We start from the raw sequence: 20146 nt of genomic DNA on the forward strand, positions 1-20146 counted from the left end.
AACACCAACTTATTACACCATTAAGAGAAATAAAACACATAAAATTCACTTATATACAAAAAAAAAGACCTTATTAAGGTCTGGTTATTTTATCTTTTTTAAATCAAAAAAATGGGTTGAGTTTAGGCATCATTTGCTATTACATGTATACCGTTTCCGGCATCTTCTGCCATTGCATTGGCTAATATTCTTCTTGAGTCTTCAGAAAAATACGTAGCAATAAATGGGAAAAAGAAACCGATAAATCCACCACCTTTTACTCCAAGTTTACCAATATTTTTGATATTCTGCATTTTTATGCTGGGAAGTTCTTTGGCTAAATTCGGTAAGTTTCGGGGGCGTACTCTTCCTAAACCGTCTTTTGCTGTGGCAACCAGGGATTCTGAATATTTGCCATTACGGATATTTTCTACAATAGCTTTTCCTTCAGGTGTCTTCCATACTTCACGGGAATCTACGCCTTCTAAAGCTGTCAAATCTTTAGATAAAGCTGTACCCTGTTTTATTTCTATAAGATTTTTTTGCCAATCCTGAACGTACCATTTTCCGTTAAAGAAAATAGGGGTTTTACCGTCTCTGCTTGCCAATCCACCTTTTTCATTAAGTTCCAGAATATCCGGACTGGCAAGGTCTGAAGGAGTTATACCTGTCACATTTTTCGGAAAATCTTTTAAATATCCGGGAATTCGGCTGTTTTCATCTGCTTCATTATTCATATCCTGATAATGGCTATTATCTTCCAATGAGTTGCTTCTGATTATTTCTCTTTCCCAATAACTTCCTTCGTTCATTACTGCCATGGTTCCCCCCATCCACAATAGTGTCTTACCAATTCCCATTTCTACTCCTGCAATAACGATCCCAGCTCCTCCGAAGAAAGAAGCAGCGGCATTGAGAATAATTTCTTTTCCATTATTGCTGTCGATTTGCTGAGCATACTTTTTGGCTACTGAATAACTGAAAATCGGACTTAATAATCCTCCGGTATCACAAACCAAAATAGAATTCTGGGTGATAGCCCTAAACTTATCAAATGTTACTTTTTCATGTTCAATTTTCCAGCTTCCTTTTCCTAAAGATTCGGTACATAAATGGTTAATTTTTGTAGCATGATAGGCTGCTGCTCCTGCACATGCGAGAACTCCTACTCCCACAGCTAATGCCGCCCAGCCAATAGGGCCGGATAACACAAGAAGTGCACCTACAATAAGGCCAGCTCCAAAGCAGAGAAATCCCCACATTGCATTTTTAGGGCTTTTACAGGGAAATTCCTTATTGATATTACGATCTTCTATGGTTAATAAAGGACGTGTTTTATCTGATCCGTAGAAAACAGTAATAGGTTCTCTTGTAGGAATTAATTGTCTTGGTTCTGAATCGGTTTGAAATGTACACACTGTGTAAACATCTTTGGGTATATAGGAAGCACTCATAATGTTACATTTTATTGATTAAAACATCCTGTAAATAGTGAATTTGTCTTTTAAATTTTCAGAGTTATATGCCTTAATTGTATTGTGAATACCAGTAAACATTCTGAAGACTTTTCTTTTCTGTTTTGGAAAAATGGAATTCTTTCTGAGCCGATATCAGAAATTTTTTAAGTTCGTTCCCTTTTTCTTCTTCATATTTGTTTTTGTATTCAACATCATTTAAGTAAATGTCTGTCTTATTTTTCAAGCAGAATCTGAAGTATATTTTTGAACTTTGTAATGAGGGTGCTTTCGTTTCATAATCATAAGCGTAAAATCCTTCAATATCTGTCTTGGAATATTTTTCAGGAGTCTGGTTTCCCTTCTGGATATAAAAATAGTTTTCATCAAACCAGATCTTCAACTTCACAGAAATTGCTTTCAGGATCAGATAACAGGTTCCAAAATAAAAAAGGAAAAAAAACATAACGAATGAAAGTCTGAATACTCCTTTAAAGAGAAAATAATACAATGCTCCATAGAAAACCAGACAGGGTATAATAACCAGAAGAGTCCTGGCTATATGATAAGGCAAAACGTTATTGAATGTAAACACTTTATTTTCGGCCATACTTAAAAATTACTTTTAATATTCAATTTGTTTTAGATCAAACTGGGTGACAAACTGATAATTATTTTTCACTTCTTCTTTCATTAATGCCGAAGCATTCACAATAGTTCCTGTTTTTTTATCTACCATTCTTCTGATTCTGTAATCATAATTATATTCACTGAAACCATACTCGATAATAGGTTTATAAAACTTATTGTATTGTTCTTCCAGCAAAGAATTATCTATTTTATCTTTTACAAGTGTTCCCACTGTTCTGAATTCTATAAAATAATCATCTTCTTTTATAATGGTATGCTGCAATTCCAGTTCTATGGGGATATTGACAAATATCTGTGAAATAAACTTTAAAACATCATTTTGTTTCTTTTTTTTACGGGCATCATAATCATTGAACAATACATGATACAGAAGAGACTTGTCATAGGTCTTTCTCAGATTGGCTTCGCTCTCAAATTCAAGACCACCACCTGTAATAATATCTTCCGCTGCTTTTGCATTGATTTTTTCGACTTGTCTGTAAAATTCTGATGCTTTTAATTTGGGCTTAAAAAGTTCCCATTTTTCTTTTATCTGAGGAAAATTCTCTACTTCTTTTATGGTATGGTCATGATTTAAATCGAAAATTACGTTTTCTTTATCAAATTCCAGTTCTTTAACAGCTTCTATAGCAAGAGCCATATTTTCGGGATTTATTTTATACAGATATTCTTTAAGCTTAACTTTAGCTTTTGTGTTGGCTGCATCTTTTTCAACAATGTATTCCTTTTTTGTATTGCAATGGAACGTGATTCTGTCTTCAACCTTTGTAGTATTGAACTGTTCGCATCTGTATCTTGCTTTTTGGGGAAATTTTCTGTCTTCTATTGCCTTATTGATTTCTTCACCCGTTTTCTTTTCTAAAAAAAGATATTGCAGATGAATAGGCAATTTTTCTCCAATAATAAAATTTGTTGTTCCACAATACAGGTTATGGAAATTGATAAGTTCTTTAACCGATGTCCCTTGCTTCTCTGCAAGAGATTCTAAGGTATCACCTTTTTTAATCTCGTATTTTATAAAATCCATCCTGTTAATTGATATCTACCTGTGATCCCGTTATTTTTGTCAAACCTTTAAAATTAGCTGTTGCACCGCCTCCGTTGATGTCGATTTCATCACTTTTAATAGAAACCTTAGTGCCGGTAATGACAATCTCGCTATTTCCCACTTTAATGGTAATTTTCTGAGCTCCGGTTAAATCAATCACTCCGGCATTATCCATTGTAAATACACTCTGATCTTTACCTACTGAAACTTTATGGGTATTGCCTACGTCTGAAATATGATCACAGCCTACTTCCAGTTTTTTATTGTTTCCTATCTTATCTGTTTTATCATTACCAATAGTTTTAGTACTGTTGTTATTGGCATTATGTATTACATTTCCAGATCCGTCAAAGAACATATTGGCACCGCCCTGATCTTTAAGATTCATCGATCCGGCTCCGTTATCATATTTTAATTCTGCACCACTTCTACCACTAAAGCTCATGACATTATTTCCGGCGCCACCTCCGGCTCCGACATTACCATGAAACATTCCTCCCATTACGAAAGGACGGTCAGGATGTTGATGTACAAAATTGACAATTACCTGATCTCCAACTTCGGGAACTGACATAAAGCCTCTATTTTTATTGACTTTATCACTGCTTCCTGCATCCGGAGACATTACACGGATAAATTCTGTACTGTCTGGCCCGTTTTGCCAGTCAAACTGTACCTGAACTCTTCCCTGATTCATAGGATCTGTATTGGAAATTACTTTTGCAAACTGAGCCTCAGCTCTTGGAGTTTCAAATTCAGGACGTGGTATGAAACCTGTGTCTGCTGCAATCGCTTCAAATTTACCGTCGTAGTAACCTCTTGCATCTACTTCATGGGTTACTTCAATAATCATCAGCTTGGTAAAATAGGAAGTTTCATTTGTTGAAGATTTCCGCATTTCAATATCTGCTGTACATCCCGGGTATAAAAAAGGAACAGTAGTTGTCCCCGAAGTAATAAATACTTCCGAGGCCTTACTTCCTGCAGTTCCTTTCTGTGAGGCATCAATGTCCATAAAAGAGGTTGCTTTTATTGGGGCTACTCTCAAAGAAGGTGTGGTGAATGTTTTTTCTGATATTTCGTAGGCTCGTCTTGCAATATCTGAGGTATGGCTGATCTTCGAACTTCCGGTGGTCAGTTTTTCATTTTTACTGCTGTTATAGCCATAAAATGTAGGGTTGACGTGCTGTGCCTTCATTTTAACAGCGATATCACTTACGCTGCTTCCATAGGTAAGCTTAACAGGTTTTTCCTGGGGTGGAAGTTTTCCAAAATGTAATACTTCACCATCATAATAAAACTGCTCACCATAGGCCTCAGCCATTCTTGCCAGATAATTATAATGGGTTTCTTCGTACTGTGAACTGTAGGCCACATTTCCATGCTGGGCATCAATTCTGAAGTCGAATTTATTTTGTCCCAGCCCTTCACGGATCACCTGATCAGCAATACTGTTCAGACTAACCGGCTGCCCACCTCCAAAACTCTGAATATGCGGAGCGGCATCCAAAAGTACTGTCGGACTAAAACCTTTAAGAACGATATTTCCTAGGCTTCCCTTTTCCTGACTAAAGCCTACTTCTGTAATGACTCCCACAAAATTACGTTCAGCGCCTTTTTCTACATCTTTATATTTAAATACAACAGTAATTCTTTTTCCTAAAAAGCTTTGAGCTTCTTCAAGATTGTGGTTTTCTGCATTGCCAAGAGTATCGTGAGCCAGCATTAGATTGAATTCATGATGTTTTGCTGCGCTCTGGATAAGTTTGAAATGTTTAAAATGTTTGATAATTTGTCCTTCAATAACAACCTCCAGCTTTACCACACGATTGATTCCTGCAATAACACTTTGAGCAATAGCTTCAGCATTGTGTATTTTTGAAGTTGGCTGTTTCGCCCACACTTTATTATCAACAATAGAAGGATTGTTCGGTACAAAAGTTTGGTTCATAAACATATCTGCACCTTGAGCAGCATTTAAACTTTGTTGTCCTGCTTTTGCTACCTTTTTTACTTTTTCATCTGCCTTATTCAATTTTCCTTCTGCTTTTTTGGTAACATTCTCAGGTAATGTACTTTTCAGCTGTTGTTTGCCCGTATTTATCTCGTTTTTCGGGTTTGCTACTTTAATTTTTTTATCATCCTGAAACATAGCGTTTTGTATTTATATTAAATTGTAAATAAACTGCTGATACTTACAGCATAGAAAATATGACATTGATGAATCACTTGTGCTTCTATCATTTTCTTTTTGAAAAATGATTTTCGAAATTCTTTTAAACGGAAAAACAGAACAGTATACCCGAATGAGCGTACTGTTCTGTACCAATTTTATTTTTACTAAGATGATGAATAGGCTTATTTACCTGCTGAAGGCCATAGCCCAGCGAATTGAGCAGTACCATAGTCAATGGTTTCAGCACTGATTACGAAGCTGATCAGCATACTGTTGCTGTCTATTGCGTCGAAATCTACTTCGTGTTGGATCACATATCCGTTCTCCCATTTCAAAGTAATCAGTGTTCCCTCTTCGTGAGATTTGTTGAAAGTGATTTCCCCTACTGTTGGCTTGTACTTACCGTTTAACAAGCTTTCAAGGATGTCTGATTTTTCAGTAGCTTCTACTGTTACTTTGATCAATGCATTAGAAGGATCTGATGCTACACGTCCTGAAACGTCTGTAGATCTGGAAACGCTGTAATTCATTTTTAACAGCTTCTGTCCTTCTCCGTTGTTGAATTTTAAGATTCCTCTTGAATTTCTTTCGGCCATGATTAGTAAATTTAATCGTTAGTAATATTTTGTGATGTGGTGATTGTGTTAGCAAATATAGAGGCTCTTTTTCGCTAAAAAAAACTTTTGAATATAAATCTGAAAATTTGTAGTAGTTCTACGATTTCTTGTAGTAATTCTACGACAATTGATTTAACAACCTCATTAAAAACACCACCAATAAAGGGTTTTAATTAACTGAAAACTAACAACAAAAACAATAATTATCCACATCAGTGAGAAATATTAAGATTTTATTAATAAAACATTGGCATGTTTTTAACATATTATTCAATAAAAAAGCAACCGTTTTATGGGTTGCTTTTTTATTATTTATTGGATAGTATATTTTATTGTTGGGTCTTTCCACCTTCTTTGATGGAACGAACCAATATTTTATTTTTTCTCAGAAGAAAATCTGGCATCAGATCTACAGGAAGGTAGAAAGGGCTTTCTCCTTTTTTCTGGAGTTCTTCCACAATTCCCGGATTCCAGGCAAGGATTTTATCTACTTCTACATTCAATTCAGCAGCAACAACGTTCAGATTGAATCCGGCATTGATCTCTGTTTCTGAAAGTGCTGCAGCAGTCTCTTTACGATCTCCCTCAAAGAAAATCTTGTTGAGCCTTGCAGAATTATAATTGTTCAATACACTCTGAAGTTCTCCTGTTGCATAGCATGCATTAAGATATTTCTTCACATGATTAATGGTTTCTTCCGGAAGATATTTGTAAAACACATGATATTGAGTAGAACCTGCAGCTTCCATTGCTTTGGCAATATTTCCTTCACCACAGTTATAGGCTGCTACCACGGTCACCCAATTATTATACTTTTTATAAAGATTACTTAAGGAAATAGTAGCGGTTTTAGTACTTTTATAAATGTCTGTACGTCCCTGTTCTGTAAGTCCATACTGATTGGCATGTGCAGTCATAAACTGCCAGATCCCTACTGCTCCGGCGCCTGATGTAATATTTCTGTCAAAATGGGACTCAATCAGGGCGAGATTTCTCAAATGCTTGGGAAGACCTTTCTGAAGGAGTAATTGTTCAATAAATTCTACAAGATCCTTATTGGCATTAATAATACCTTTATACTTTTTCACACTGCTTTCCGAAGTATCGGAGGCGGCAAGAAACTGTCCGTTGATCATGATAACGGATCCTAATAATAGAAAACCTGTAAAGATATTTCTGACAATTGTTTTCATTTTAATTTTATTTATAAGCAAAAAAAGCAAAAGTGGATAGCAAATTTGCCTTTTTACTTTACATTTAATCTACGTTCCAGCTTAATTTTTCTTCGTCTTTATTCCAATCTACATGAATCGTCTGGCCGGATTTCACTTCTTCTCTCACAATCATTTTGGAGATTGGTCTTGCAAGCTGAGCACGGATGACTCCGGAGATCTGTCTTGCGCCATACTTACTGCTAAATCCTCCTAATGCAAGGTTTTTCACAGCCTCATCAGTAATTTTTAAAGCAATTCCCAATCTTGTTAATGAAGTATGAAGTGATTTCAGCTGAATATTGAAGATTCTTTCTGCAATGGATTCTGTGATCGGTGCAAAAGGAATAATCTCTGTAATTCTTGCCAGGAACTCAGGTCTGAATCGTCCGGAGTTTGACATAATCTGCATGAGTGAAGATGATTCAGGAATCTTTCCTTCTTCAAACTGTTTTACAATTTCTTCACTTCCGATATTGGAGGTAAACAGGATCAATGCATTGCTGAAATCTCCTTCTTTACCTAATTTATCATGAACTTTTCCTTCATCCATAATCTGAAGGAATACATCAAAAACGGAATGGTGGGCCTTTTCAATCTCGTCAAATAACACAACGGTATAAGGCTGTTGTCTGATTTTATTAACAAGCATCCCTCCTTCTTCATATCCTACGTATCCCGGAGGCGCTCCGTATAGCAATGCTGCGGAATGTTCTTCTTTAAATTCTGACATATCAAAGCGTACCATTGCCTTTTCATCATTGAAAAGCAGTTCCGCCATAGATTTTGCCAGCTCTGTTTTACCGGTTCCGGTAGGCCCCAGAAGGAAGAAAGACCCGATTGGCTGTCCTGGTTTATTCAATCCGCTTCGGTTTTCAACAATAGCATCGGAAAGGATTTTTAGTGCATGATCCTGTCCTACGACTCTGTTCAATAGAAGAGATTCCATATTCAGGAGTTTTTCTTTTTCCTGAGCCTGGATTTTCCCGATTGGAATATTGGTTTTAGCGGCCATTACAGCTGCCAGTTCCAGCCTGTCCACTTTTTCTCTTTTCTTGGCAGCATGCTGTAAAAGTTCTGCGTAAGTATCTTCAATAATTTTCTGAATCTGATCTACAGGCATAGAGTTGTCAATAGATGGCTGCTCACTGAGTGATCCCCATAAAATTGGACTTATTTTATCTCTTAGCAGGTTGTAAGTCCAGATCAGTTCATCCGCTTTATCTTTGCTGTCAGCATATTCTTCTGTTAAAATCGCATCATAGCTTTCTTTCCAGCTGTCCAGTTCTTTTTCTGATAATTCATCCAGCATTTTGATGGCTGCCATTGTTCTGTCTAACAAGTCAATAGCCGCATCCGGCAATTTTTTGCCTTTTGCATATCTTTTTGCCAGACGTACACATTCGGGAAGAGCTGTTTTTTCAACTTCAATTCCGTGATGTTTTTTGTACCCTTCAAGGAGTACATCGATCATTTTGACACAGGTTTTCTCGTCTGGTTCATTCACCGTTAACACTTCAAAACGACGGTTGAAAGCCTGTTCCGGCTCTATAATTTTTCTATATTCTTCCTGAGTGGTAGCTCCAATTACGGTAATTTCGCCTCTGGCAAGCTCAGGTTTCAGAAGATTGGCAACGTTTCCGATGCTTCCTTTCGGATCTAAAAGGGTATGAATTTCGTCAATGAAAAGAATGGCTTTTTCAATTTTCTTGCATTCATTGATTACTTTTTTCAGGCGGTCTTCAATTTCGCCTTTATAAGAAGTTCCTGCCAATAGTGCTCCGGTATCCAGTTCTAAAAGAGTACCGTTTTTAAGCATTTCAGGAACATTTCCTTTAATAATTTCTGTAGCGAAACCTTCTACCAAAGCTGTTTTTCCTACTCCCGGCTCTCCGATAATGATTACATTCGGTTTGCTTCTTCGACAAAGAATTTCCACCAACATTCTTAATTCTTTATCTCTACCGATGATATTTTCGATTTCTCCTTTTCTTGCTTGTGCTGTTCTGTCTACGCAGTAGCTTTTAATGGAAGGAAATGAAGAGTCTGAATAATCTGCACCATTTGAAAATAATGATGAAAAATTTCCATCTTCTGAAACGGTAAACGGAGTATCTTTTCTATAGAGATTGAATATCTCATGTTCTCTCAGCGGAAGTGATTTCAGCTGCTGAAGTGAGAATACCACCTGTGGCTTTACAATGGCGGTAAGAATACAGATGGGAGTGATCTCATCCAGTCCTAATTTTAAACGGATATCATCTGCTTCTTCTATAAGGGTGTCTATAGCATCATCCTGCCCTACCTCATCAGGAAGGTGGTTGGTTTTTGGATATTCTTCAATACGGACATCTGCCCATTCGTAGAAATAGCCTGGATCTTTATCTATACTTTTCAGGAATTCATTAAGTCCGATATCTTTATGCATTAAAGCCTGCAGGATGTGTGGCCCTCCATAAGTTCCATTATAATTTTCCTTCGCTATCGACTGAGCAATGTGAAATAGTTGCTTTACTGTTTCGTTGGTTACTAGTACTCCCATTTATAATTTTCTTATATTAATATATTTGCGTTCTGTTGTGCTTACGATTTGATGATTTTAAAGTATGTTTTTCATCTCTTTTTTCAAAGAATCAAAACTTATTCTTTTTGTGCAGCTAAAATTAGCTATTTTATTCTAAATGATATAAAGATAGTTAATTCTTCAATTAGAGAAGTAGCCACTGTATTTTTTTGTTTTAAAGCATGATTACGTGACTATCATTTAATGACCCATTGTTGTTCTTTACTCCGTTTTCTTTTAAATATTCAAAAAATATAATAAAATCAGACTGAACCATTGAAGTCCTATGTAGATATAGAACAGCATGGCTGAAGGTTCTGCCAATTCGTATAATTTTTCAATCAATGTGGTCTTAATAATTTCTGAAAAGTCAGCATTTTCCTGTGCTAAGTTCAGTTCATCAAATTTGATTTTATTTAAAGCATATCCTAATATTTTTTTCAATATTCTGTTTTCAGAGCTGGTTCTGAATTCATTCAACAGTTTAACTTTTGCAATAGCAAAATCTGCACTGGTCCGGATTACCGTAGGCTGTTTGGCTTTAAATGTACTGATAACCTTATCTATAAACGGAGTTACAATGGTTTTGGAATGATCCTGCAGCAGTTTATTGATCACTACAGACATTGCATATTTTGTGGCAAAAATTACAGTAAAAATCGGAGCTATAATAATCAGCAGATAGAAAATACTCGCTGAAACAGGTTGAGCAGTAATAGTGGTTATCAAAAATCCTCCAGCACCACTGTGCCCTAAAGACGGCCCCAGCTTTTCTGATAAAATATAGATTCCCAGGACGAGTACAATAATTGTTGAAATGGCTCCAATTGAGTAAATTTTCAACACGTTGAATATGAATACTGCAGACAGTTTGGACAAATATTTCAGGTGATCTGTGATTTTGTTCATTGACAAATTGTTTAATTGAATAATATGGTCTAGTTTTAATTAAAAGGAATGGAATCATCATTTTCAAGGTAAGGTTTATAGGTTTTTAACCATATTCCAGTTTCCATGTATTTTGCATTACCCGTTTTAGCATCTACCCATATTCCACTTGTTGAAGCTTCTGGAACTTTAGGATGAAAATAAGAGGTAAAAACATAATTATTGTCTATTATAAATAAGTTATAAGATTCAGGTTTCTTATTATTATTTATAGCAAAAGCTGCTTGAATCTGTTTTGCTTCATCAGGTTTTATGTTTGCAGTATTAATAAAATCTCCTGCTTCCTTAGTCTCATAGAGAATTACTTTATGATTATCCAAAAATTTTTGTTCTTTACTTTTGCATCCTAACAATGAAAATAAACTACATATTAATGCCATGTAAATTAATTTTTTCATAACTACCTAATTTATAAAAAGAATTTCCATGATAAATACTTATTCTGTATCCAGCTTTAGAAGCAGTAAAAGAAACTTTTTCTGCTTCTGAAGTCTCAATACATATGTCGTCTTTTTTTTCTTAAAGTTCTGTATAGTAATCTTCTCAAATTTGTTATTAATTTTTTGGAATCATTGTCTTTTGTAATTCCTGAGATTGACATTGTAGAAAACCCAACAAGAATACTACAAATAGTTTTTCTATAAACTTTTTATGAATCATCTAATTATGAGTTATAAAATGGTACTGTCTTCTTTTGAAGCTCTTTTCCTGTTTTACCATCCAGAATAATTTCTTCTATAGAATCACCACTGGTCTGATGAGAAATCCGCCATACTTTTTTGCCTTCAAAATCCTGTTTTAGTACTCTTGTCTGATAACCTGAATCATGATAACCTTTTGAAAGATTAATTTTATTTTTTTCGCAGTATACAATAATATCTTCAGGTTTAAATCCATAGCCTTCATCTGTATTTTCTTCTTTTATAATTTTACCTGATTTATCAAAATAATACCAAATACCAGCTACCGATCCTTCATTAAATAAGCAACCCTTTTTCTCAATATTACCATTTTCATAGAAAAATTTAGTCACCTTATAAAACAAATTATCATTATAAATCATTTCTCTATAACCTGGTGATTGAAAATCTTGAATATAAGTATTGCTATTTTCTCGTACTTTTAGGTATCCCCTTACTGATTTCTTTTGAAAATTTTCAATATCAAATTTTTCATACTTATTATCAACAATTGGTATCATATATTTATCTATTTTTTGAGATTGGCATTGTATAAATATACTCAACCACATTAACATTATTATTTTATTCATAACTACCTATTTTATAGATGAATTGGCTTTTTTCCATTGCCAATAATATAATGAGCATCGTTTATTATCATTTCCTCCATGATGTGAATAGTCCAGTAAATTATCTGTCTTTTTATATTCATAAGTAAATAAGGCATGAGAAGATGCTTCTTTATTTGCAAATGTATGGGCTAAATTCATAGAATGAAGAAATTCATGGGCCGCTGTCTGATTGTTTTTGCTTTTAAATACCACCACATAATCTGCTCCATAATTTGAATACCCAGAAACATACCCTCCTCCTGCACTGTACCCATGTTCAGCAAAATAAAATGCTTTGAAATGCTTTGTGTATTTCTTAGGATAGGCCTTTTCCAATTGAGCTTTCAAATAATCCTGTAATTCTTTTCCACCGCTTTTTTTATCAGAATCTACCTCACCATTGGTCACAAAATCCACAAAATTCTTATCTGACGTTAAATCTAATTCAACAATATCTGACTGATCAGATAACTGAATATATGCTTGCCCAAGGTATTGATTAACCCTATCTTTCTCATCATTAACATTAGGTTTATTCTTTCCTGATCCGGTAGATAATTCTGGAGTTTTTATTTCCACAAATACAACATCTTTTTTCTTTTGTTTAGTATTATCATTTGCCCAGACATTTAGTTTTCCTACCATAGCCTCAATGATTTTCCCATCTTGAGCTTTAAAAGCTTTTAACTCTATAGTTTGGTTATTTGTAAACTCCTTTATGCATTTGATTGTCACTTCATAATCATTCAAAGATATTTTCTTTTTCCCTTTTATCTCTATTTTATTAGGAGTAAAAGTAAAATAATCTGATTTTGTAAATTCCAAATAATCAGCCTCCTGTTGAATTTCTGCAAAAAAAGTGATCTTAACTTCTTTATCTTTTATAATGGACAACCATGGTATAAAATATTCTTCCGGAATATCTTTGCCTGTATTTTTATCTTTTTTCGTTTTCCATAAAATAGAGAAAGGATTATATTCTTTTTTAAGGTTATTAAACATTGTCTCATCAACCTTAAAATATCCCTTATATTTATTACCATCTTTTACTTTCGTAGTAAATTTAGCATCCTCATACTGATAAGCTATAATATCACTAAACTTTTGATCATTAAAAAGACTGGTATCACCTATTCTCATCCAATCAAACCCAAATTCTCCTTTCCACCCCTTATTAGGTCTGAACTGAACAATAAGTTGAATGGGCTGAGGAGCTAATGGAGGAGATTGTGGCGTATTATGACTCACTCCTTTAGCATTACCCTTTTCAGAAATCCATTTCATGGCACGTGAAATAATACTCTCCTGAGAATACATATTATGATCTTCCTGAGAGATTTTTGTGTAGGTGCCTTTTACAATTCTTGTTCTGCTCATCATTAATAGGCTTTAGATCTCTCTCCACTGTTGTTCTGAACTTCCTGCTGGGCGTGTTTATTGATAGAAGCATTGGAGGTAATGTTAATTTCCTTTTCCGAAATTTCATTTCTTTCCTTCTTAGTTTCACTGTGTACGTCCCCTTCAATAATCTCAGTAAGTTTACCTGTAATGAATGTACTTACATTTCCTATGACCGAAGTAAGCTTCATCGCGCCTACAGTCTCTGTATTATTTAATCCGACACTGTCTGCTTTATTCATTCCCACCGTCGTCGTCATATTCTCTCCAACATTAATATTCATATTCTTACAATTCAGCGTCATGGTTTCCGGTGCTGTGATATTAATATTACTTCCCGTTGTATCCAGATGAATCTCATTACCGCTTTTATCCGTAATAATGATACTTTCATCTTCTGTGAAGACAATTCTGTGGCCGCTTCTTGTCTGAATAGACTTCACACGATTGTCTGCTCCACCGCCAAGTCCTATTCCGCCATGGAACATTCCTCCCATCACAAACGGTCTGTCCGGATGACTATGAACGAAATTAACCATTACCTGATCTCCTACTTCCGGAATGGCTACATAACCACGATTTTGCGTAATCTGATCGGTTCCTCCTGCATCAGGACTCATTACCCTTACAAAGTGAGTGTTATCATTCATCTGCCAGTCGAATCTTACCTGAACTCTTCCCTGTCCTTCCGGATCAGTATTGGAGATTACCGTTGCAATCTGTGGCTGGGCAGCTGGTACCATAAATTCCGGTTTGGGCAGAAAACCAGTGTCAGCAGCAATAGATTCGAAAGTTCCTGTGTAATGTCCGATGGTATCAATTTCATGAACAGCTTCTGTCACCATCACCTTCGTAAAATAAGATGTTTCACTGCTATCCGTTTTTCTCATATGAATATCCGCAATACATCCGGGATGCAAAAAAGGAACGGTTGTAGATCCGGAGACCGAAAATACATTAACAGCTTCGCTTCCTGATGTACTTCTTTGAGAATGCTCCACATCCAGATGCGTTGTTGCTTTAATAGGAGCAACCTGCAGTGCCGGAGTTTTATAGATTTTATCGTTATGAGTATATGCTGTACGGGCCAAATCACCTAAATGATCAACCGGAGTTTCCCCTGAGGTCAGTTTTTCATGTTTACTACTGTTATAGCCATAATATTGAGGTTTTGTATGAACCGCTTTGAGCTCTACTTTAATATTATCTGCATTGCTTCCGTATAAAAGTTTTATAGGCTTATTCTGTGGAGGAAGCTTTCCAAAATGCAATACTTCACCATCATAATAAAATTGCTCTCCATAGGCTTCTGCCATTCTCGACAGATAATTATAATGGGTTTCGTTATACTGGCTGCTGTAAATGATCTGGGAATAATCATTGGTATCGACTCTTATATCGAACCGCTCTTTATCTATTCCCTGTTTTATTACTTCTTTGGCTATGATTCCCATATTAACGGGCTGGCTGCCACCAAAACTCTGAATATGCGGAGCACCGTCCAGCAAGATGGTCGGGCTGTATCCGGAAAGTACAATATTTCCCAGACTCATTTTTTCCTGACTGAATCCTACTTTGGTAATAATTCCAATGAAATTTCTTTCCGGACTCTTCTCAATATCTTTGTAGGAAATGACCGCTGTAAGACGTTTTCCCAGAAATTTGTTGGCTTCTTCAAGGGTATGGCTCTGCCTGTCTCCCAATGCATCATGAGCAAGAATAAGATTAAATTCGTGGTGGTGACCTGCTTTTTGTTTAAGAGTGAAATGTTTATAGTACTTAATAATTTTACCTTCTACAACCAGTGATAATTTGACAAGCCGGTTGATGCCTGCGTGATGATTCTCGGATATTCCGTCTGCATTCTGCGAAGGACGGAAGGAAGATCCCTTGGTCTTTGATTCGGTTTTCATATGCTTTGTGTTTGTGTTTGGTATTAAAGATAACAAAATTTATATAACAGACACTATATAAACATGTTATAAAATAAAGTTTTCAGGTATAGTTTTTTCATTCAGGCAAAAAAAGACCGTCTTAAATGGGACAGTCTTTTTTCTTATGAATGTTGATAATGTGTGTTAATTTTAGCTGGATGGCCATAGCCCAGCGTATTGAGAAGTACCGTAGTCAATAGTCTCAGCACTGATTACGAAGCTGATCAGCATACTGTTGCTGTCTATGGCATCGAAATCTACCTGATGCTGGATAACATATCCGTTTTGCCAGTTCAGCGTAATCAATGTACCTTCTTCGTGAGATTTGTTGAAAGTAATTTCCCCTACTGTTGGCTTATATTTACCGTTTAGTAAGCTTTCAAGGATGTCTGACTTTTCAGTAGCTTCTACTGTAACCTTGATTAACGCGTTAGAAGGATCTGATGCTACACGTCCTGAAACGTCTGTAGATCTGGAAACGCTGTAATTCATTTTTAACAGCTTCTGCCCTTCTCCATTATTGAATTTTAAGATTCCTCTTGAATTTCTTTCGGCCATGATTAGTAAATTTAATCGTTAGTAATATTTTGTGATGTGGTGATTGTGTTAGCAAATATAGAGGCTCTTTTCCGCTAAAAAAAACTTTTGAATACAAATCTGAAAATTTGTAGTAGTTCTACGATTTCTTGTAGTAATTCTACGATAATGGATTTACATACCACATTATAACACCCATAGAAACAGCGTTTTAAATTATATCTCTATTTTTAGATAAAAAATATTTTTACACATAAAAGAGAAATAAAGAGAGTCTAGGGTTCAAAAACTCAAGGTTTAAGGTTTAAAATTAATTAATATATGCTGCCTCATTTTACCATACAAAAAAGCAGAAGTATGTACTCCTGCTTTTGATATCATAAAATGAATTTCTTAATGTTTTGTGTATTCCGGTTGTTCTGTTGGAATTCTTGATGGGGTAAAGTACTCATTAAGCCAGTAGAAAGTCTGTCCGTTCTGCTGAATCTTCACAGCCGGATTGTTTCTGTTGGCAAGCATTCTGTCTGCTAAGTTTTTATAGTGCTGAAAATAATTTTTTACCGTTTCACTAGGAACGACTTTTGATTTTTTCCAACCTTTCAGTTTATATTTAGCCATCAGTTCTTCTTCAGTAAGATCAAATCCTGTACTCATTCCGATAGCATAAGACATTGGCAGCTCATAAAGTGCTCCTTTATCTAAGAATTTTATTGTAGGATTATATTTCTTCAACAGCTTTACATATTCTTTAACTGCTTTTGCCTGATTAAAATCTGCACGGTCCGCCTGAGTATTTCTGTAAACTTCGGTATAGAAAGCTTTTAAATTATCATATTCAGATTCAGAAATAAGGATTCCCTTTTCTATTCCCGGTGTAAATTCCTTCAACTCTTTTGGAATATATCCTTTCACAAGGAATGGGCTTCCGTAGTTGATCAGCTGTGCAGCAATTCCGGCAGAAACCGGATTGGTAAGTCCCGGATACAGATATTTATATTTCAGATCTACATCTGTTCTTCCTGCTCCTACAGATGAATGGAAATATTCATTCAGAGATTTATCGACAGTCTGATTATCCAAAGTAACCTGTGAAATAAGACTGTCAACAGATTTTTTCAGGAATCCCGGAGTGGTAATGTCTCCTTTTTTAGGGAAAATAACAAAGCCCTGAGACATACTCTGTTTAGGATAAGCTAAAGAGAAGAATCCTTCATCACCTTCCACAAGGTTGAAATTATTCTTGGTAAGCACATCATATTGGTTGATGATCTTTTGCTTTTTAAGTTCAGCAATATTTTTAGCTGTGTTCGTCACCACATTTTCCGCCATCAATACAAAATCATTGTAAGTATCAGACGATCTTGCACTGGTCTGGAACATGATTAACCTTGCCTGAGCCTGCGTCAATGAGCTGATTACGCTGTACATATTTCCGCTTTGGTTGGCAGAAGTACCTACCGTTACCACAATATTGGTTTCATCAGGAACATTTGAAAGAAGATTTCCAGCTGCTGTAAGAGCTTCTCCTACCGGCTGGTAACCATTGTTGCTTGCGCAGTTCATTTCATTTGTTTTCTGATCAATAAATGAGGAAATCTTGCTGTAATCTGTACTTAAGTTGGATACAGAAATATTCTCCCCGCAAGGATTATTTTTATATAAAACCACTCCATATTTAACATTACTGAAGTAAGATGGTTTTTCAAATCTAAGTTGAAGATCCTGTAATAATGATTTTACAATAGGTGCATAAGGTGCGTTGGCAGCACTTACGTCTAATGCGAAAACAATATTGATATTTTTATCTCTTTCCGTAATCTCTCTGTAACGGTCAAAATAGATGGGCTCCCCCAATACATTGGATACAAAGTTCTTGCTGTAATCTAAAATATTGGTGAAATATTTTGTCTTTGAATCAGGAGTTGGAGCTTCTTCTAAAGGAAGATGAACAGGAAAAATATTTTCCAGAGGTGTTCTCTTGTTTACATCAGTAAGAAGAACTGCTGTTTTATTATCAGCATCTGAAGCAGATCCACCTGGATATCCTTCATGAATTCCCAGTGTTGTATCATTAATTCCTGTGGTATTTTTTAATTTGATAGCAGAACGCTCTCCCCAGCTGGAAATTACATTTGAGCTTACCCATCCGTAAAGTCCTTTGTTGATACTGTCCATGTCAACAGACGGTTTTTTACCTACCAGGAAACGTTTGTTATTTTCAGCCATCTTGTATACGTAAACAATTTGTCCGTTGGGAATTTTCACGTTGGCTGTTTCAATAAGACTTGGTGAATTAAACACCATAATAGAGTCATTTTTGTAGTATCTTTCAGCATTTCTGATAACTTCGCTGTTATTAGGGACTACTGCCACTCTTACAGGATAACCTGTTTTTTCGCTTTTTAAGGCATTATTCCAAAGAAGGAGGTCAGATTCCTGAATCCAGCCGTAGGTTTTGACTGATTTCGAGGAAACTTTTTTCATTAAAGCATCCGGAACATATTCCGCCACTTTTACCATTCCGTCTCTATGTTTTAAAACCATTAAAGGTTCAAGGAATTTTACTTCTTTGTAAGACTTCTCATCATCTTTATCCAAATAAGCTGTATTTCTTGATCTGTCTGAAATAACAATCCATGGAACTGACTTTTTTGGATATCCGTTAACGACAGGTGAAGCGTCCACCTGCCCATACTGTGAAGGCTCCGGGGTTTTCTTTGACGGCAGTTTTACCTGGCAACTCGTCAATAATACTGATAACCCTATATAATATGCTGCTAGAGGAAATTTATTTTTCATCCTATTTAATCTTTTTATGATTGGTACATCCGTAAGACCGGACGAAATTATTTGCTTTGATTAATATCTACTTTAGTTACACAGTTCTGCGTATCATCCAGGTTTACTTTTACCGTCTGGATTACCGTATTTTTGTCAAACTGAAGGCCAGCACAATACATGTAGAAGTTATTGACTTTACTGTCATTTACTTTTACCACTGTATTTTCATTGTTACACAGATACGTTTTCAACAGGTAATTGTAATGCATATTGAAACTGTTTCCGTTAGCAATCTGCTGCAGGTGATATTTAAAATCATTATCTACTTTTGCATAAGAGTCTTCTACTGAAACTTCATCTTCTGCAAGAGCATCATAAGCCGGAAGAATTTTGATACGGTGATAGATAGGATCCTGGCTTTGTTCTGTGTAAAGAGTCACCAGATACTCTCCAGGTTTTTTATAGGAATAGATGGTAAATTTATCCTTAGCATCTGTATTTCCAGACTCACCGAATTTCCATGCAAACTGTTTTGCATCAGAAACAGCACGGAAAGTCACATTTTCATTTTGCATCGCCTGAGTAACCGCTTCAATAGTTGTTTTAGACTGTGCAGTATCTTTTGGTTTCTGAACGCTTCTTGCGCCTACCATTACAGGGAAAGATTTCGTGTACTTGTTGTCAACGATCAAACTTACCTGATAGTACCCTGGTTTATTATAGAAGTGAATACCACTGTTTTTATCTGAAGTTGTTCCATCTCCGAAATTCCATCTTTTGGTTTTCGCAAACTGGGTTTTATCTTCGAATAAAAGTGTGTCTCCTACCGCCAGTGAAGACGGATAAACCACCCCAACAATATCATCGGCTGAGTGTATTACCTTTTTCTGCAGCCACAGAGCAACCAATGCTGCAATCAGCAAAGTTGCAATAACACCGATAATAATGTTTTTCTTGTTCTTTTGAAAATAATTCATAGTTAGTAATTGTGATGTGTTTTATTTAAAATTCCTAGTATTTATTTGCTTACTGCATTCTTGCTTTCAGATCCTGCTCGCGCTGATAGAGCTTATTCTGCTTATCTTTAAATCCGATTCTGCATTCATCTACCTGTTTCTGGAAAATTTTAATGTCTTCAGAGGTTGTTGAAATGACTTTTTTGTCATCAAAATACATTTTATAAAATTTTGCGATCTGTGGATAGGCATCTTTGCGGATATCCACAACGTCAGTACTATTGAAATAGCTGTTAAGGTCGTTTACTCCCAACTGGATATTGTTTTCTATAAAAGGCTGTGGTCCGTCATCAGTAAGTTTGGTAATCATGGTATAAGTACTGTCCATGATAGGAAGAACAACTTTCTGGTGTTGTTCAAATTCGGCTTTCTGCTCAAGATTCTGAATTCCTCTTACATCTTCATCAGAAAAAGGAGATACAAATCCTTTTAAAAAGATCACTCCCAAAAATAACATTGCAGTTACCAGCATCAGTATTAAATAAAAAAACTGATAATGCCTTTCTTTCTTTGATAATGTGATTTGTCCTTGCATATCT

At 35.6% G+C, this 20146-nt stretch carries 16 protein-coding genes; all 16 read right to left on the bottom strand.

The window, feature by feature from the left end:
• Positions 1-122 precede the first annotated feature (122 nt).
• Entirely contained in the window at positions 123-1433 is a 1311-nt protein-coding gene (locus tag REB14_RS07845; protein WP_079240688.1) for a hypothetical protein, read from the bottom strand.
• Positions 1434-1506: 73 nt separating this feature from the next.
• Positions 1507-2043 (bottom strand): hypothetical protein, encoded by a 537-nt coding sequence (locus REB14_RS07850; protein ID WP_309521916.1) that lies wholly within the window; start codon positions 2041-2043, stop codon positions 1507-1509.
• Between the two features lie 15 nt (positions 2044-2058).
• Positions 2059-3111: a LysM peptidoglycan-binding domain-containing protein gene (locus REB14_RS07855; RefSeq protein ID WP_079240686.1), complete on the bottom strand. Its 1053-nt coding sequence runs from the start codon at positions 3109-3111 to the stop codon at positions 2059-2061.
• A gap of 4 nt (positions 3112-3115) precedes the next feature.
• The gene (locus REB14_RS07860) at positions 3116-5284 is read right to left on the bottom strand and encodes a type VI secretion system Vgr family protein (RefSeq protein WP_079240685.1); all 2169 of its coding nucleotides are present in this window, start codon (positions 5282-5284) and stop codon (positions 3116-3118) included.
• Between the two features lie 206 nt (positions 5285-5490).
• Complete coding sequence (tssD, locus tag REB14_RS07865) at positions 5491-5904, bottom strand: type VI secretion system tube protein TssD (protein ID WP_047429480.1); 414 nt, start codon at positions 5902-5904, stop codon at positions 5491-5493.
• Positions 5905-6254: 350 nt separating this feature from the next.
• Positions 6255-7118, bottom strand: coding sequence for a lytic transglycosylase domain-containing protein (locus tag REB14_RS07870; RefSeq protein WP_309521917.1), 864 nt, complete (start codon positions 7116-7118; stop codon positions 6255-6257).
• 64 nt (positions 7119-7182) lie between these two features.
• Positions 7183-9678, bottom strand: a complete 2496-nt coding sequence (locus REB14_RS07875) for an ATP-dependent Clp protease ATP-binding subunit (protein WP_079240684.1) — start codon at positions 9676-9678, stop codon at positions 7183-7185.
• 258 nt (positions 9679-9936) lie between these two features.
• Positions 9937-10608, bottom strand: a complete 672-nt coding sequence (locus REB14_RS07880) for a hypothetical protein (RefSeq protein WP_079240683.1) — start codon at positions 10606-10608, stop codon at positions 9937-9939.
• A 35-nt stretch (positions 10609-10643) separates the two neighbouring features.
• Positions 10644-11045, bottom strand: a complete 402-nt coding sequence (locus tag REB14_RS07885) for a hypothetical protein (protein WP_145953207.1) — start codon at positions 11043-11045, stop codon at positions 10644-10646.
• Positions 11046-11311: 266 nt separating this feature from the next.
• Positions 11312-11920 (bottom strand): hypothetical protein, encoded by a 609-nt coding sequence (locus tag REB14_RS07890; RefSeq protein ID WP_079240681.1) that lies wholly within the window; start codon positions 11918-11920, stop codon positions 11312-11314.
• 6 nt (positions 11921-11926) lie between these two features.
• Positions 11927-13225, bottom strand: a complete 1299-nt coding sequence (locus tag REB14_RS07895) for a hypothetical protein (RefSeq protein ID WP_309521918.1) — start codon at positions 13223-13225, stop codon at positions 11927-11929.
• Positions 13226-13320: 95 nt separating this feature from the next.
• Positions 13321-15252, bottom strand: coding sequence for a type VI secretion system Vgr family protein (locus REB14_RS07900; protein ID WP_309521919.1), 1932 nt, complete (start codon positions 15250-15252; stop codon positions 13321-13323).
• A gap of 171 nt (positions 15253-15423) precedes the next feature.
• Positions 15424-15831: a type VI secretion system tube protein TssD gene (gene tssD / locus REB14_RS07905; protein ID WP_034697144.1), complete on the bottom strand. Its 408-nt coding sequence runs from the start codon at positions 15829-15831 to the stop codon at positions 15424-15426.
• Positions 15832-16203: 372 nt separating this feature from the next.
• Positions 16204-18609, bottom strand: a complete 2406-nt coding sequence (tssR, locus tag REB14_RS07910) for a type VI secretion system protein TssR domain-containing protein (RefSeq protein WP_079240678.1) — start codon at positions 18607-18609, stop codon at positions 16204-16206.
• A gap of 47 nt (positions 18610-18656) precedes the next feature.
• Complete coding sequence (locus tag REB14_RS07915; protein ID WP_034697147.1) at positions 18657-19568, bottom strand: PKD domain-containing protein; 912 nt, start codon at positions 19566-19568, stop codon at positions 18657-18659.
• Positions 19569-19617: 49 nt separating this feature from the next.
• Positions 19618-20142 (bottom strand): type VI secretion system transmembrane protein TssO, encoded by a 525-nt coding sequence (locus REB14_RS07920; RefSeq protein ID WP_034697149.1) that lies wholly within the window; start codon positions 20140-20142, stop codon positions 19618-19620.
• Between the last annotated feature and the right edge of the window lie 4 nt (positions 20143-20146).

Origin of the sequence: Chryseobacterium metallicongregator (genome assembly GCF_031324065.1) — a bacterium.
In the GTDB taxonomy this organism is placed as follows: domain Bacteria; phylum Bacteroidota; class Bacteroidia; order Flavobacteriales; family Weeksellaceae; genus Chryseobacterium; species Chryseobacterium metallicongregator.